We start from the raw sequence: 14917 nt of genomic DNA on the forward strand, positions 1-14917 counted from the left end.
CGGCATATCGCTCCTTCGGTGGAGAAGTGGAGGCGTCAAGCACCCCCACGATATGCCGCCTTTCCGATTCTCGCCGTCACCAACTTTCGGCGATAGCTCCGGTGAGGCCGTGGTGTACGGCAGTGGCGGCCTGCCGGACTTCCAGCAGCTCAGGCGGGAGCTCGGGTCCAAGCGGAGCGAGCATGTGCGCTACCACGCCTTTGATCTCCTGTACCTCGATGGCTACGACCTGCGCGGCGTCGTGTATGAGGACCGCAAGCGCCTGCTAGAGCGCCTTCTGAAGGACGCACCGGAAACCTTCATCTACGTCGAGGCGCTTGCGGCCGATGGCAACGAGGTCTTCGAGAAAGGGTGCAAGCTGGGGCTGGAAGGTCTGGTCGGCAAGCGGCTGGGCGAGCCGTACCGCTCGGGCCGGCAGGAGAGCTGGATCAAGCTCAAGTGCCGGAAGAGCGAGAGCTTCCCGATCGTCGCCTTCGTGGAGAAGCTTGGGGCGCGCCCGCGCAAGGTCGCCTCCCTCTACGTCGGCCGGCGCGACAACGGCAAGCTGTTCTACGCCGGCAAGGTGCGTACCGGCTACACCGAGACGACCGCGCGCGAATTGCGCGAGCGGCTCGATCCGCTGATCCGGCGAACTTCCCCGCTCGATGTGCCCGTGAAGAAGCCCAAGGCAACCTGGGTTGAACCGACGGTCGAGGTCGAGGTGCAGTACGGCGCGCTGACCGACGACGGCCTGCTGCGCGAAGCGGTGTTCAAGGGCTTTCGCGACGATCTTGCGGTTCGCAAGGTGAAGGCGCCGCGGCTGGTGCCGTCCGTCGCCGGTCGGCCGAAGCTGGGCGTCCCCCGAGAGAACATCCTGCAGCTTCTGCCCGAAGCCGTTGCTCCCCCCAAAGACGAACTCGCCGACTATTGGACCCGGGTGTGGAAGAAGGCGCTGCCGCACCTGGGGCATCGTCCGCTCAAGCTCGTGCGTCACGTGCACGGCACGACCTTCTATCATAAGGGGCCGCTGCCGAAGGACATCCCCGAAGCCGTGCACCAGCTCCGTATTCAGAAGCGCGAGGGCGGCCAGGGAACGCGCCTGTGGGTCGACAGCCTGGATGGCTTCCTTGGGCTCGTCGAGATCGGCGCTGTCGAGCTGCACCCGTGGAATGCGACCGTCGAGGACTTCGAACATGCCGACCGCATCGTAATCGATCTCGATCCCGGCGAGGGTGTCGGCTGGGATGCGGTCGTGGAGACCGCGCTCGATCTGCGCACGCTGATGAAGCGCGAGGGCTTTGAAACGTGGCCCAAGCTCACCGGCGGCAAAGGAATTCATCTGATGGCGCCACTGGATCAGCCGGTGCTGCACGACAAGGCGCATCGGGTCGCGCATCAGTTGGTCGCCGCCCTCGCAGCGCGCCATCCAGACCGCTACCTGCTGTCCGCCCAGGCAAAGCGTCGCGATCGCATCTTCCTCGATTATCTGCGCAATGGCCGCGGCACCACCGCGATCGGCACCTATTCCCCGCGAGCCCGAGAGGGATTCCCCATCGCAGCGCCCGTGACCTGGAAGCGCATCGAGAGCGGGATCGAGCCGGACGCCTTCATCATCGACAGTCCGTTCCGCGCCAAACCAAGGAGGTGAGCGATATGTCGGATGCATTCGATCAATGGATGGAATGGCGCTACAAGCCTCCCGGCGACAGGCGTAGCATGCCGGCCGAACTCTACGCCGCGGTGACGTCGCTGCCCGAGACCGATCGATCCGACAGGCAGCGGGTGAACGAGGCGGTTCTCCGCCATGACACGGCTCGCCGCGACGGCAGAACCGCATGGCTCTACCTTGATGACTACGAGGACGGCGAGTCGCGCACGATGGGCGATCCCGAATGGGTGAAGGTATTTGCATCTGGGCGTGCCGTAGAGCCTGGCTCCAGGACCACGATCCCGAAGGCGTTGCCTGGGAATACGAAGTGGAAGGCGGTCCAGCTCAAGGATCGGTGTGGCTCTGCTTGCCCGACCCGGCCTCCAGAGCCATCGGTGAGCCCGACTGGATCAAGCTCTTTGTCTCGAAAGACCGCGCGCAAAAATGGCTTGAGGACAACAAGCCAAAGCGCGACATTTGGCAGTACCCGATTCAGGAGTGACGCGCATGAGTGCGTTCGTTGACAGCTCCGTCTGGTTCGCTGCGGCCGCCGAGCGGGATGCTCAGAACGAGTGCGCCAAGTCGATCCTTCAGAGCATCGACCAATACCTCACGACGGACTTGGTGCTGGTCGAGACGTGCCAGCTTCTAAAAGCCCGATTTGGCCGCGGTGTGGCGGAAGTCTTCTGGGAGCGGCTGCGCGACAGCGGAGTTCGGATCGAACCCATCGTCCGCGTCGATCTGGAGGCGGCTTCGGAGATAGGGGCGCGCTTCCCGGACGAGAGTTTTTCCTTCGTCGACCGGACGAGTTTTGCCCTGATGGACCGCATGGGGATCACGTGAGCAGCGACCTTCAATCCCGGCTTCGCAGCGTACCGACCCCGCCGCGGTCGCAAGCGACCCTTCCAGATCCTGAGCGAGGGGCACAGCGAAGTCTTCATGGCGCTCAGACAAGCGCTTCTTGAACGCCGGCCCGTTCACGTAAGCCGTGACGGCGAGTGCCAGACGGTCTGCCCCTACATTCTGGGCCAGGCCACCGGCGAGGAGCGCGCATTCGTCCTCCTTCTGGACGCGAGTGCGCGCACGAAGCGTCCGCCACAAGCCAGGTGGATCTGCCTTCGGCTGTCGAAGATCGAGGACGTTCGCTTTGCCGATGAGCCCTGGATCGAGCAAGAATACCCGGGTCCGGTTCAGTGATGTGTCGACCAAGTGCACTTGGAGGCGAAGCGACTACGACAGCTCGGGGATAGCCTCGGCTGAGGGTCTGTGCCCATAAACGTCGGCTCCGTACGCTGACGGGAAACTCGCCCTGCTTGAGCGTGATCGGCGGCTTTGCCGACCCCAAACCCGACGTCGCGCGGTCGTAGAACTGGCGATCGTCCGGCTACAGCTTCATAAAAAGCGCGAATGAGTGAGAAGCCCTGACCAACCTACAGGCGCAATTCTGCTAATGTCTGGAGTCCGGGCGTACGGCCCGTGCGGGGAGGCAACGGTGACCAACTCGGAAGTCTCCAATGACCCACTTAGCAAACCGCCGTCCGATCATGAGCATCCGGACAAAGCAGCATCTGATCAGGAGCAGCCAGGGAAGCCGCCATACGATCGCAATCTGAAGATACGGCTGCGGGCACGATTGCAGTTGATCGGCGGCGCTCTCGCCTCGATTGCCGCCGTCGGTGCCATCGCCGGCGGCCTCGTCGGCTACTGGACTGTTTGGAAGACACTCCGAGCGGACGTGTTTCCGGGAAGCCAAAAAACGCAGAAGGAGGCTACGACCCGGCCCGACATTGCTCCGCGTTTGTCTCTCGTTGTCCTGCCATTCGCAAACCTCAACAACGACGCAGAGCAGGACTATTTCGCCGAGGGTATCACGACCGATCTGACGACAGATCTTGCGCAAATGCCCGATACATTCGTGATCGGACGCGGGACGGCTTTCACCTATAAGAACAAGCAGGTCGATCTCAAGACGCTCGGCAAGGATCTTGGTATCCGATGGGCGGTACAGGGCGCCGTGCAACGGGCTGGAGATCGGGTCCGGATGAATGTGTCACTTGCTGACCTGTCGACCGGTCGCGACGTCTGGTCGGACCGCTTCGACGGCGATCGGACCAATCTTGCGGGATTGCAGGAGCAGGTCACGGCGCGGCTCGCTCGCTCTCTGAACGTCGAGCTCATCCAGGCTGAAAGCCGGCGCAGCCAAATGGACAGGACAACCAATCCAGACGCTGTGGATTTCAGCATGCGTGGCTGGGCGAAGCGCTATGGCCCCCGGACCAAGTTTATGAATGCACAGGCAAACGACTTCTTCGAGAGCGCACTGCGCCTCGATCCGGACAACATCGATGCAATGATCGGCAAGGCTTCATGCATAGCGGATGGCGTGATCTACGGATGGTCAACGTCCGTTGATCAGGACAAAAGGACGGCGCTCAAGCTAATCGATAAAGCTCTCGCACAACGCCCTGCGACCGCAAACGCGCACGCAGCCAAGGGGAACATATTGAACTATGGAAATCCCGAGCAAGCCTTGCCTGAATACGACGCAGCCTTGGAAATCGATCCTAATTCGCCCGTCGCTTATGCATCCAAGGGGATCGTACTTATTACGGCGGGACGCGCGCGCGAAGCGTTTTCCCCGATTCAGATCGCTTTGCGCCTAAGCCCCAAAGATCCGGCCGCCAGCACTTGGCGATTTTTCCTCTGCCATGCTCATATCCATCTGCGCCAATACAAGGAAGGCATCGAGGAATGTAAGCGCTCCATCAACATGAACAAATTGGACTGGTTTCCGTATCCGGATCTGATTTCGGCTTATGGAGCCACCGACCAATTGGAAATGGCCCAACAAGCATTGGTCGAATTGAATGCAATCCGACCGGACTTCACGATCCAGTGGTTCCAGCAAATCGGCTACGCACGTTCGAGCAATCCACAGTTTCGTCGTGAGTACGACGACATTGTCGAAGGACTCAGAAAAGCTGGGGTTCGCGAGCACTGAGGGTAATCAGGATCCGATGGGTCCCGTACTGCGCCACTTGCGGGCAGATACTTACTCCGGCTCATTGACAGCAGGTCAATTCCGCAAGATCGGCCCCTGGCCGAGTGCAGTCCTGCCCACCTGCTTCAGCCCGTCGACCGAAGTCTCGCCCTTGCTGGCGGCTTCTAGGATCATGGAGGCCACGTGGGTGCGGGCAGCGGTCTCGTAGCAAGACACGCTCTCGCACACATCTTCGAGGACCGCGCGCAAAAGCGCGGTGGTTTCAGCATCGAACATTGGAGGTCTCCCCCAGCGAAAGCAGCATCCTGCCTGAACCCGCCCAGCCTAGGATTCACGCAAGTTATGGATGACGAAAATTTCTGCGGAAGGGACGGAGAGGATTTTAGCGTGGCCCCGCCTTTTGGGGGCTGGGGGGCTTGATGGCGGAGCCACGCAGGCCATGCATTCGCGCGAGGCCCGCCGCACCAACGGCATTCGGCCAAGCCCGTTCCATACTCACGAGAAGTCCGCTCGCAACGCGAAGACCTACGGCTCCGGAGGCCGCAGCGGGCTGTGCGCCCATTTGAGGGCGTTGGGATCGCGCAGGGGGTCGTCGTTGCAATTGGTGCAGACGTACCGCGGCCGCTTGTCCGATGCTTCGTCATGCACAGCTTTCATCGGCTTGCCGCACGCCGGGCACGCCTTCCGGACGGGATGGAGCATGGCCATTCCCCCTGCGATGGCACTCTAGTTCAGCCGACATCGGGAGCTCAAGCGGGCCGATGAAATCCTGGTCGGATTCACGCACTGTTGCGGGCCTTCTTGACTCCGCGACCGCAGAGCACTCAACTCTCGGCAGTGATGTTGAGGGGCGTGTCATGGAGCAAGAGTTCTACCAAGGTCTCGCGCAGCGGGTCCGCGGTATGGCCGAAAAGGCCGATCCTTTCACCCGGCGTCGTCTCCTGGATCTCGCCAAGCGGTACGACTCCAAGGGCGGCGCCGCAGGACCGGGAGCGACCGAACGGCCGCTGCCGGCGCCGCGCACGACGCCGCCTGCATCGAGCTTCACCGGACCCGGCGAAGCCTGACGCGAACCCGTCGGTTCCTGGTGGTGCCGCAGCGCGCGCCGGCCGGAGCGCGGCCGCCCTCCTGCCGCGCGAAGAGAGTCGCCGACGGACGCCCAGAAGACCAATCTCGCGTGCCCAGCCCGTGGTTCTGGCCCTATCAGCGAGGATTTGAGGCCGTAAGCGGGGGTGGGATCGCATTCCGCCCGGAACGCGATCCTAGCGGCTTGAAAGGGGGGCGGAGGAGGCGCAGCGCCTTGCACGGGTGCCAGCCGCCGTGTAGGCCAGCCTTCGGGCACGTTGTAGTCAGCAGCCCGCGTATCGTATGCCAGACATGGCGTTCACTCCCCGATCGAAATGGGGCGCGCTAACCGGCCACGAAGCGGTACGCCGAGTCTCGAGAACGCCGCTGCAGGTAGGCTATTCCGAAGCCTGCGAGCTCTTCGCTATCGCTTGCGCGCGCTTCCGACCTGCTGTGGAGGTGACGCTCCAGCAGGCAGCGCCGGCTGTCGTGCGCATCGACCTCGGGGTGCCGCGTCCGATACACCGTCCAGGCGGTCTCCGCGGCGTTCTTCAAGACGACTTCGTCGACCATACTGACTCCCTGCAGAGACCGAACCCAGTCGCTGCCAACTCAAGGCGCTCCGGAACGTTTCCGGATTTTCCCGACAGTAGACGAAGGGAGGAAGCTCAGGATGCGCTGACATGCGCCCGCGTACGTGCCGCACCGGCGCTGCAGGCGTTGGCTTCGGCCGGACCTTCTGGATGCAAGGTGGTAGTCGTCGGGGTTGCGGCGGTCGGGCTCCGCACTGGAGCTTCGCGCGCCGTCTCTGGCGGCGAGGATTCCATGGCCCGCGCCGCCCGGGCAGCTGCAACCATTGCCTCTTTTTCCCGTTATCGGTAGGGCGCGAGCAATGTGAAAGGAATCTCGATGAAGAAGATCGCGATGTCGGCGCTGATGGTCGGCGCTCTTGGTCTATCCTCGGTGGCCACCATCTCTCCTGCCGAAGCGCACTGGCGAGGTGGCTGGGGACCGGGCATCGCCGGCGGTCTGCTGGCTGGCGCCGTAATCGGCGGGCTTGCCTCGTCGGCTTATGGATGGGGACCTGGCTACGGCTACTACGGTGGCTCGGGCTACTACGGCGCAGGATATTACGGCGGCCCCTATGCCTACGACTACGGCTACGACGAGCCCTATCGCTGGGGCGGTGGTTACGCCACGACGACCTACTACACGGCGCCCGTGTCTTACGGCTACCGGTACCGCCGAGCCGTGCGGCCCGCTTACGCCTATTACCGCGGATCATATCCGGTCGTGCGGCACCGCTGGCACCATCACCGCTGGTGAAGGGCCCGACAGCAACAAGCCGCGCTGGTCGAGGGGGCGGCTTTTCCTCGGTCAAGCGCTTACCACCATTCGCCGGGCAAGGGTTTGTGTCGGCCAAGGGCGGCTGACGGGCGCCCCCTTCCCCTGGCTTAAGGCCGTGCTCGTGGCTCGTTTCGGAGTCCTTCACCATTCCGCTCTGCTGCCCTGGTGGAACGGACAGTCCTAGTTGGCCTCGAAATCGGCCGAGATTGACGGCCGAATCGGCCGAACAGGTGGTACACACCGGTGGTCACAAAACTTGGCCGGGCTTTTTAGGAATCCTTGTTTTCTGCGGGTTTTCGCGCATTTCCGGCATCGGGGGGAGAGTCCCACTCTCTCCGCCATCAGCCCCGTGTCCGCTCCAATTGCCGCTGTCCAAATGGCGGCGTCAAAACCCGGTCGCGATGCGGCAACCTGGCCGCAGTTTATTCCATCATTCAACCAGTACATGCGTCGTGGGAAAAGCCCCAAAGGTGCATGAGCGTCTCTCGCGCGCCTTCGGCCGCCACAACGCGTCGTGAAGTCGCGCCATGCAGAAACGCGCCTGTACACGGTGGCGTGACCTCCATAACTTCCGCGGCGCAATGTGAGGAGATGCGACGTGGCGAAGAAGACGGCGACCAGGAAGAAATCTGCTGCGAAGAAAGCAGCGAAGACCTCCAGCAAGACAAGCGCCGTTCGCAAGGGCAAGGTCGCGAAGGCTGCAACCAAGCCGGTCAAGCAGGCAGCTCCGCGCAAATCATCGGCACCACGCCGCCCAAAAGGCCCGGCCTGGCAATGGTCGGCGGTCGAGACCGCAGCCGCCATCCGCTCCAGCGCCATCTCGGCGGTCGAGACCGTCGAGGCGCATCTCGAGCGGATGCGGGCCGTCAATCCGCGACTGAACGCGGTTGTCGTCGATCTCTCTGAGGAGGCGCTGGCCGCGGCGCATGCGGCCGACAAGCGGCGCGCGAAGGGCGGCGAGCTCGGCCTTCTGCACGGCGTACCGATCACGATCAAGGAGAACGTCGACTACGAGGGCCGTCCGAACTTCAATGGCGTCCCCGCCAACAAGGACCTCATCGCGCCGTCGGATTCGCCGGTGGTGCGCAACCTGAAGAAGGCTGGCGCGATCATCATCGGCCTCACCAACACGCCGGAATTCTCCTTCCGCGGCTTCACCGACAATCCCCTGCACGGGCTGACGCTCAATCCCTGGGATCCCAATATCACCTGCGGCGGCTCCTCGGGCGGTGCGGGTTCGGCGGTCGCCGCCGGCATAGGCACCATCGCGCACGGCAACGACATCGGCGGCTCGCTGCGCTGGCCGGCGCATTGCAACGGCGTTGCGACCATCAAGCCGACGCAGGGACGTATTCCGGCCTTCAACGCAAGCGCAACCGCCGAGCGGCCGATGCTGGCGCATCTGATGTCGGCGCAGGGGCCGCTCGCCCGCCACGTCGCCGACGTCAGGCTCGCGCTGGAGGTGATGAGCCAGCGCGATCCGCGCGATCCCTGGTGGGTACCGGCGCCGCTGGTCGGGCCGAAGCCGAAGGGGCCGATCAAGGTCGCGCTCGCCAGGATTCCTGAAGACATGGACGTCGATCCGCACGTCGCGGCGGCGTTGCGTCAGGCCGCCGATCACCTGGAGCGTTCCGGCTATCGCGTCAGCGAGGTCGATGTGCCCGACATCGACGGCGTCTGGCAGACCTGGTGCGACATCATCACCAACGAGACGATGGTGATGCAGGAGGCCGGCATGCTGAAGGTGACGTCGGAAGACTTCCACAAGGCGTGGGGCGGCATGAAAGCCAAGGCCAACGTGCTCGACCTCAAGGCCTGGATGCAGGCGACCGCCGCGCGCAACGGCCACATTCGCGCCTGGCAATTGTTCTTCGAGGAGTATCCGGTGGTGCTGGCACCGACCACGGTGAAGCCGACGCCTAGCCCGCGCGAGGACACTGTCAGCCCCCAGCGCGTGCGCGAGATTTTCTGGGGCGAGATCCGCTTCATCTCCGCGATCAACGTGCTGGGCCTGCCGGGCGCCGTGGTGCCGGTGACGCTGCACGATGGCCAGCCGATCGGCGTGCAGCTCATTGCCGGGCGCTATCGCGAGGATCTCGCGCTCGATGCAGCGGCCGCGATCGAGAAGCGCGCCGGCGTGCTCGCCCATCGGCTGTGGGAACAGATGGACTGATAGGGCAGCGAAGTTGTTTCCCTCTCCCCTTGTGGGAGAGGGTGGCTCGCCGCGCAGCGGCGAGACGGGTGAGGGGTCTCTCTCCGCTAACGCAAGCTTGGCCGTATGGATAGAGACCCCTCATCCGGCGCTTCGCGCCACCTTCTCCCACAAGGGGAGAAGGGAGTGCAGCGTGTTCGCTGCCGCCAACCGCAAAACTTCATTAATCCAATTTGACTTGAATTTTAGCCAATTCCCCAACAACCGTTAGGGTTACTTCCTCGATCTCTAGACGAATTATTGTCCGCTTTACCACCCGCCTCTAACAGAGGGACGGCGGACAACGCACATGCCTCATACAGGCCAATAAGTGCGGCCCGCTCCACGCGGAGGTGGCACGATGCGCAACGAGACGATCGCTATTCACGCCGGCTACGAGCCCGAAGCCACCACGCACGCGGTTGCCGTGCCGATCTACCAGACCGCGGCCTACGCCTTCGACAGCGCCGATCACGGCGCGGCGCTCTTCAATCTCGAGACCGAAGGCTATCGCTACAGCCGCATCGCCAATCCGACCAGCGCGGTGCTGGAAAAGCGTATCGCGGAGCTCGAGGGCGGCGTCGGCGCGCTTGCGGTCGCGACCGGGCAGGCCGCGCTGCATTTCGCCTTCGTCAACGTCGCCGATCACGGCGGCAACATCGTTTCCGTGCCGCAGCTCTATGGCACCACGCATACGCTGCTCTCGCACATCCTGCCGCGGCAGGGCATCACCGGCCGCTTCGCCGAGAGCGACAAGCCCGAGGCAATCGAAAGGCTGATCGACGAGAACACCCGCGCCGTGTTCGCCGAAACCATCGGCAATCCCGCCGGCAATGTCTGCGACATCGAAGCACTGGCGAAGGTCGCCCACGCCCACGGCGTGCCGCTGATCGTCGACAATACCGTTGCAACGCCCATCCTGCTCAAGCCGTTCGATTACGGCGCCGACATCGCCGTGCATTCGCTGACCAAGTTTCTGGGCGGTCACGGCACCACGCTCGGCGGCGCCATCGTCGACTCCGGAAATTTCCCCTGGGCCAAGCACGCCGACCGCTTCCCCGGTTACAACAAGCCGGATGCCTCCTATCACGGCCTCGTCTATGCCGAGCGCTTCGGCCGCACAGCCTATATCGAGCGCGCGCGCAGCATCTATCAGCGCACCATGGGTTCGGTGCTGTCGCCGTTCAACGCCTTCCTGCTGCTCCAGGGCATCGAAACCGTCGCGCTGCGCATGGAGCGCCACTGCGAAAACGCCCGCAAGGTCGCCGAATTCCTGCGCAAGGATCCGCGCGTGGCCTGGGTCAACTACACCGGCTTCCCGGACAGTCCCTATTATCCGCTGGTGCAGAAATATCTCGACGGCAACGCCTCGTCGCTGTTCACCTTCGGCATCAAGGGCGGCATGGAAGCCGGCAAGTCCTTCTACGATGCGCTGAAGCTGATCACGCGCCTCGTCAATATCGGCGATGCCAAGTCGCTGGCCTGCCATCCGGCCTCGACCACGCACCGGCAGATGTCGGCGGAGCAGCAGCGGGTCGCCGGCGTTTTGCCGGAAACGATCCGCTTGTCGATCGGCATCGAGCATTGCCAGGACATCATCGAGGACCTCGATCAGGCACTGGAAAAGGCCTGCCCGTCCGCGCGCCTCCAGGCCGCGGAGTAGGCGGCTGCGCCGATGACGATCCTGATCGACAGGGATCAAGCTATATCGAGCCCGGCGCTGGTGCCGGGAGCGGGCGATCTGGCGCGCGAGCCCGGCGGCACCGAGCTCACGATCGGGTTGATCAACAACATGCCGGATCCGGCGCTGAAGGCGACCGAGCGGCAATTCATGAAGCTGCTGCAAGCCGCAGCAGGTCCGCGCCGCATCCGCTTTCACTGCTTCTCGCTGCCTTCGGTGAAGCGCTCGCCGGAAGCGAGATGGCATGTCGAGAGCGAATACTCGGAACTCACCGAGCTCAGACGCCACAGGTTCGACGGCCTGATCGTGACCGGCGCCGAGCCGATCGCGCCTGAGCTCGACCAGGAACCGTATTGGCGCGATCTCACCGAGCTGATCGACTGGGCCAAGGTCAACACGCGCTCGACGATCTGGTCGTGCCTCGCTGCGCATGCCGCGGTGCTGCATCTCGACCGCATCGAACGGCGGCCGCTGCCGGCCAAATGTCACGGCATTTTCGACTGCGAAGCCGTGACCAGGGATCCGCTGACGCGGGCCGCGCCCGCTCCCCTCAAGGTCTCGCATTCGCGTCTCAACGAGATCGCCGAGAGCGACCTCGTTGAGGCCGGCTACCAGGTGCTGACGCGTTCGGCAAAGGCCGGCGTCGATACCTTCGTCCGCCAATATGCCAGCCGATTCGTGTTCTTCCAGGGCCATCCGGAATATGACGCGCTGTCGCTTCAGCGTGAATATCTGCGCGACATCGGCCGTTATCTCGCGCGTGAGCGCGACAATTATCCGCATCTGCCCGTGAGCTATTTTGACGCTTCGACCGAAGAGAAGCTGGTCCGCTTCGAGAAACAGGCAAGGCACCAGCGCCACCCCGCGCTCAGCAACGAGCTGCCCGCGCTGAATTTGCGTGCCGATATTGCCGCGGGCAGCGCCGCGGCGGCATTGTTCCGGAACTGGCTGCAATATCTCGGCGCGGGGACCGACGCGTCGGTGCTTGCACGTTAGGTCGGGACGACGGCATCGACGTTAGGACTAACGAAGTGTGTAGCTTGCCTCGAGCGGCGCACGAATGCTTCAGTGACGGCGGGGCAGACAGGAAATGCGAGTCGTGTGGTCGGCACTCCAGGGACGCGTGAGCAATCGGCTGGCCCGGCACTTTCGTGCCGCGCCGCACCGTCTGCCCGCGCATGCGCCCATGGTGAGCTTCACCTTCGACGATGCCCCCGATAGCGCCGCAGGCGAGGGCGCCGAGCTTCTGGAGCAGCATGGCGGCCGCGGTACCTTCTATCTCGCGGGCAGCCTGGTCGATCGTCCCTCGGACCATTGGCACGGCCTGTCGAACGACGCGATCGTGCGGCTTCACCGGGCGGGGCACGAGATTGCGTGCCACACCTTCTCGCACCAGAGTGCGGTCAATCTCGACGAGACCGCCATGGCCCGCGAGATCGAGCGAAACCGCAGCCATTTTCGCGGCATCGATTCCTCGATCACGCTCGAAAATTTTGCTTACCCCTATGGCATCGCGTCGGTGTGGCGCAAGCCGCAGCTCGCCAAGACCTTCCGCTCGGCGCGCGGCATCCTTCCCGGCGTCAATCGCGACGTCATCGATCTCCAGTTCCTGCGGGCCTCGCCCCTGGTCGATCGCGAGATCAATACGACGGGTGTCGATGGCTATTTCGACGAGGCGGTCGAGAGCGGCGGATGGCTGATCTTCTACGGTCATGACGTCGCCAACGCGCCGAGCCCGTATGGCTGCACGCCGGACCTGATGCGCCATGCGCTGCAGGCCGCCGCGAGGCGCGACATGCCGATCGTGACGGTCGCGGAAGCGCTGCGGAGGATCGGGGCGTAAGAAAGTTTTCTTCCCACGAAGGGTGGAAGGCGGCGTCCTGCGGAGCAAACAGCCTTGCCACGCCTGCGCGGTCATGCGACTGGCCTTGTGACGAATCTCACGGCCTCACCCCGACATGCCCATGTCCTCTCCTTCCACCGCTCCGCTGCCTGCGCCGGCCCAGGGCCGCGATGCGCTGTCGGTGCTGCGTTCGGTGTTCGGCCTGCCCGGGTTCCGCGGCGCGCAGGGCGAGATCATCCGGCACGTCACCGGCGGCGGCAATTGCCTGGTGTTGATGCCGACCGGCGGCGGCAAGTCGCTGTGCTATCAATTGCCGGCGCTGCTGCGCGAAGGCTGCGGTGTCGTGGTGTCGCCCTTGATTGCGCTGATGCGCGACCAGGTCGCCGCCATGCTCGAAGCCGGGGTCAACGCGGCCGCGCTGAACTCGTCGCTGACCCCGCAGGAAGCCTCCGACATCGAGCGGCGCCTGATCGTGGGTGATCTCGACCTGCTCTATGTCGCGCCGGAACGGCTGCTGACGCCGCGCTGCCTGGCGCTGCTGGCGCGGGCGAAGGTGGCGCTGTTCGCGATCGACGAGGCGCATTGCGTCTCGCAATGGGGCCATGATTTCCGCCCCGAATATGTCGGCCTGTCGATCATCGCCGAGCGCTTTCCCGACGTGCCGCGCATCGCGCTGACCGCGACTGCCGACGAATTGACCCGCAAGGAGATCGTCGAGCGGCTTCAGCTTGCAGACAGTCCGCACTTCGTCTCCAGCTTCGATCGTCCCAACATCCGTTATGAGATCGTCGACAAGCGCAACGCGGTGTCGCAGCTCAAGGATTTCATCCGGGGGCGTCACGCAGGTGATGCGGGCGTCGTTTATTGTCTCTCCCGCAAACGGGTCGAGGAGGTCGCCGCGGCGCTCGACGACGCCGGCATTGCCGCATTGCCCTATCACGCCGGGCTCGACAGCAGCGTGCGCTCGCGCAACCAGGACCGCTTCCTCAACGAGGACGGCATCGTCATCGTCGCGACCATTGCCTTCGGCATGGGCATCGACAAGCCGGACGTGCGCTTCGTCGCGCATCTCGATCTACCCAAGAGCATCGAGGCCTATTACCAGGAGACAGGACGCGCCGGCCGCGACGGCAAGCCGTCGGCGGCCTGGATGGCCTACGGTCTCTCGGACATCGTGCAGCAGCGCCGCATGATCGACGAGTCGAGCGGCTCCGACGAATTCAAGCGGGTCTCGATTGGCAAGCTCGATGCGCTCGTTGGCCTCGCCGAAACGCCGCACTGCCGGCGCCGGCGGCTGCTCGCCTATTTCGGCGAGATCGTGATGGGCGAGGGCTGCGGCAATTGCGACAATTGCCTGACGCCGCCGAAAATGCGCGACGGCAGGGTGCTGGCGCAAAAACTGCTATCCTGTGCCTATCGCACCGGGCAGCGTTTCGGCGCGATGCACCTCATCGACGTGCTGATCGGACGCCTGACCGAGAAGGTGACGCAGTTCGGTCACGACAAGCTCACCGTTTTCGGCATCGGACGCGAGCTCAACGAGAAGCAGTGGCGTACGGTGCTGCGGCAGCTCGTGGCGATGGGACATTTGCTGAGTGACAGCGAATCGTTCGGCGCGCTGAAGCTGACGGATTCGTCGCGCGGCGTGCTGCGGGGCGAAACGGAAGTGTGGCTGCGCGAAGAGGCGCCCGGCGTCCGGATCCGTTCGAGCCGCGCCAAGTCCCGCCGCGGTGATCTGGCCCCGGCAGCCGACGCGCCGCAGGGCGATGTCGATCCTGAATTGCGCGCGCGGCTACGAGCGTGGCGCTCGGACATTGCCCGCGCACGTGGCGTGCCGGCCTACGTCGTGCTGCATGACGCCACCATCGACGGCATCGTTCGCGCATGGCCGACCACGCTGGACGAACTGCGCAATGTGCCCGGCATCGGAGACAAGAAGCTCGAGCATTACGGCGACGAGCTGCTGCAGATCGTCAGGACGCGGTAGGGCGCGGGCACACCTCCGCCGTCATCCCGGACAAGCGCAGCGAAGCGGAGCGCCGATCCGGGATCCATAGCCACGGGCCGTAGGAAAAGGCACGCTGACTGCCTCAGCGTGTTTCAACAATTGGCAGTCGGGGTAATCGGTCCTGGCTTTCGCCAGGACGACACTCGTCGGGAGG

15 protein-coding genes are annotated in these 14917 nt (G+C 64.0%); 12 read left to right on the forward strand and 3 right to left on the reverse strand.

Translation table 11 applies throughout. The features are described from left to right. Window positions 1-52 precede the first annotated feature (52 nt). The 5 genes from ligD to IVB50_RS31330 all read left to right on the forward strand — a co-directional run bounded on the left by ligD (window position 53) and on the right by IVB50_RS31330 (window position 4628). Complete coding sequence (gene ligD / locus IVB50_RS31310; protein ID WP_247299172.1) at window positions 53-1627, forward strand: DNA ligase D; 1575 nt, start codon at window positions 53-55, stop codon at window positions 1625-1627. A gap of 244 nt (window positions 1628-1871) precedes the next feature. Then, window positions 1872-2129 carry a hypothetical protein gene (locus IVB50_RS31315; RefSeq protein WP_247299174.1) on the forward strand — a complete coding sequence of 86 codons (258 nt, stop codon included), beginning with the start codon at window positions 1872-1874 and terminating at the stop codon, window positions 2127-2129. Between the two features lie 5 nt (window positions 2130-2134). Then, window positions 2135-2470, forward strand: coding sequence for a PIN domain-containing protein (locus IVB50_RS31320; RefSeq protein ID WP_247299176.1), 336 nt, complete (start codon window positions 2135-2137; stop codon window positions 2468-2470). A gap of 96 nt (window positions 2471-2566) precedes the next feature. Next, on the forward strand, window positions 2567-2824 hold the full coding sequence (locus IVB50_RS31325; protein WP_247299178.1) for a hypothetical protein: 258 nt from the start codon (window positions 2567-2569) through the stop codon (window positions 2822-2824). A gap of 295 nt (window positions 2825-3119) precedes the next feature. Beyond that, window positions 3120-4628: a tetratricopeptide repeat protein gene (locus IVB50_RS31330; RefSeq protein ID WP_247299181.1), complete on the forward strand. Its 1509-nt coding sequence runs from the start codon at window positions 3120-3122 to the stop codon at window positions 4626-4628. 75 nt (window positions 4629-4703) lie between these two features. Here IVB50_RS31330 and IVB50_RS31335 read toward each other — a convergent pair whose 3' ends face one another. Next, complete coding sequence (locus tag IVB50_RS31335; RefSeq protein WP_247299183.1) at window positions 4704-4904, reverse strand: hypothetical protein; 201 nt, start codon at window positions 4902-4904, stop codon at window positions 4704-4706. Window positions 4905-5153: 249 nt separating this feature from the next. Beyond that, window positions 5154-5336, reverse strand: coding sequence for a zinc ribbon domain-containing protein (locus IVB50_RS31340; protein WP_346771315.1), 183 nt, complete (start codon window positions 5334-5336; stop codon window positions 5154-5156). A gap of 149 nt (window positions 5337-5485) precedes the next feature. Here IVB50_RS31340 and IVB50_RS31345 point away from each other — a divergent pair, with 149 nt between their 5' ends. Then, entirely contained in the window at window positions 5486-5695 is a 210-nt protein-coding gene (locus tag IVB50_RS31345; RefSeq protein ID WP_247299185.1) for a hypothetical protein, read from the forward strand. Between the two features lie 343 nt (window positions 5696-6038). Here the strand turns inward: IVB50_RS31345 and IVB50_RS31350 are convergent, their stop codons facing one another. Continuing rightward, window positions 6039-6266, reverse strand: coding sequence for a hypothetical protein (locus IVB50_RS31350; RefSeq protein WP_247299186.1), 228 nt, complete (start codon window positions 6264-6266; stop codon window positions 6039-6041). Window positions 6267-6587: 321 nt separating this feature from the next. On the opposite strand from IVB50_RS31350, the gene IVB50_RS31355 reads away from it, so the two are divergent. The 6 genes from IVB50_RS31355 (at window position 6588) to recQ (ending at window position 14742) form a co-directional block, all read left to right on the forward strand. Next, window positions 6588-7019 carry a hypothetical protein gene (locus IVB50_RS31355; RefSeq protein ID WP_247299189.1) on the forward strand — a complete coding sequence of 144 codons (432 nt, stop codon included), beginning with the start codon at window positions 6588-6590 and terminating at the stop codon, window positions 7017-7019. A gap of 619 nt (window positions 7020-7638) precedes the next feature. Beyond that, entirely contained in the window at window positions 7639-9213 is a 1575-nt protein-coding gene (locus IVB50_RS31360) for an amidase family protein (RefSeq protein ID WP_018452862.1), read from the forward strand. A 379-nt stretch (window positions 9214-9592) separates the two neighbouring features. Further along, window positions 9593-10894 carry an O-acetylhomoserine aminocarboxypropyltransferase/cysteine synthase family protein gene (locus IVB50_RS31365; RefSeq protein ID WP_085348411.1) on the forward strand — a complete coding sequence of 434 codons (1302 nt, stop codon included), beginning with the start codon at window positions 9593-9595 and terminating at the stop codon, window positions 10892-10894. A gap of 12 nt (window positions 10895-10906) precedes the next feature. Beyond that, window positions 10907-11908 carry a homoserine O-succinyltransferase gene (locus IVB50_RS31370; protein WP_018452864.1) on the forward strand — a complete coding sequence of 334 codons (1002 nt, stop codon included), beginning with the start codon at window positions 10907-10909 and terminating at the stop codon, window positions 11906-11908. A gap of 103 nt (window positions 11909-12011) precedes the next feature. Beyond that, a complete protein-coding gene (locus IVB50_RS31375) occupies window positions 12012-12755 on the forward strand; it encodes a polysaccharide deacetylase family protein (RefSeq protein ID WP_026232410.1) in 744 nt (247 codons plus the stop codon). A 121-nt stretch (window positions 12756-12876) separates the two neighbouring features. Further along, the gene (gene recQ / locus IVB50_RS31380; protein ID WP_018452866.1) at window positions 12877-14742 is read left to right on the forward strand and encodes a DNA helicase RecQ; all 1866 of its coding nucleotides are present in this window, start codon (window positions 12877-12879) and stop codon (window positions 14740-14742) included. Window positions 14743-14917 lie beyond the last annotated feature (175 nt).

Source organism: Bradyrhizobium sp. 87, from assembly GCF_023073015.1.
GTDB lineage: Bacteria > Pseudomonadota > Alphaproteobacteria > Rhizobiales > Xanthobacteraceae > Bradyrhizobium > Bradyrhizobium canariense_D.